This window comes from Halorubrum sp. SP9 (assembly GCF_005435015.1).
GTDB lineage: Archaea > Halobacteriota > Halobacteria > Halobacteriales > Haloferacaceae > Halorubrum > Halorubrum sodomense.
This window is the reverse complement of the sequence record NZ_SGXU01000277.1, coordinates 1-563: the sequence shown is the minus strand read 5'-3', so window position 1 is coordinate 563 and position 563 is coordinate 1. Positions and strand designations below refer to the sequence as shown.

Here is a 563-nt window from a genome sequence, read left to right as displayed (position 1 = left end):
ACTTCGAGGACTTCAGCGGCCTCTGCGACGCCCGCAAAGGGGTGTTCGAGTACCTGGTCGACCCGGACACGTCCGTCGACGACAGCGACCTCGAGACGACCGGCGGCTCGGACGCGTTGATCCACGGGCCGATGGGGCGCGGGAAGACCACGAGCGTCTCGACGTTCATCGCGCGGTGGATGGAAGTCAACGGCGAGGCGGTCGTGTGGCGCGGGACGCCGCAGCGGACCGAGTGGCTCCCGTTCGCGCCGTGGGCTATCGTCTGCCTGCCGGAGGGCGTCGAGTACACGGTCCGGCTCGCGCCGCCAGAAGACGGGTCTGGCTCCGTCGAGTCCGACTTCGAGCCGATCGAAGTCGACCTCGAGGACATCGTCTGGCGGGTAGAGCGCTACGAGGACCTGGACGACCTGAACAACAACGTCCTCATGTCGGGAGCCTTTCACGTCGTCTATCCAGACCCGAAGTTCCGGGGGTGCGAGCGGATCACTCAGGAGGCGTCGGAGTGTCCGGCCCTCGAGTACACAAGCGTCTGGGAAGCCGACCGGGCCCGACACGACCCAGAG

1 pseudogene is annotated in these 563 nt (G+C 67.1%); it reads left to right on the top strand.

The window, feature by feature from the left end:
* Positions 1-563 (top strand): annotated as a pseudogene (locus EXE45_RS17530) (hypothetical protein); the annotation flags it as partial.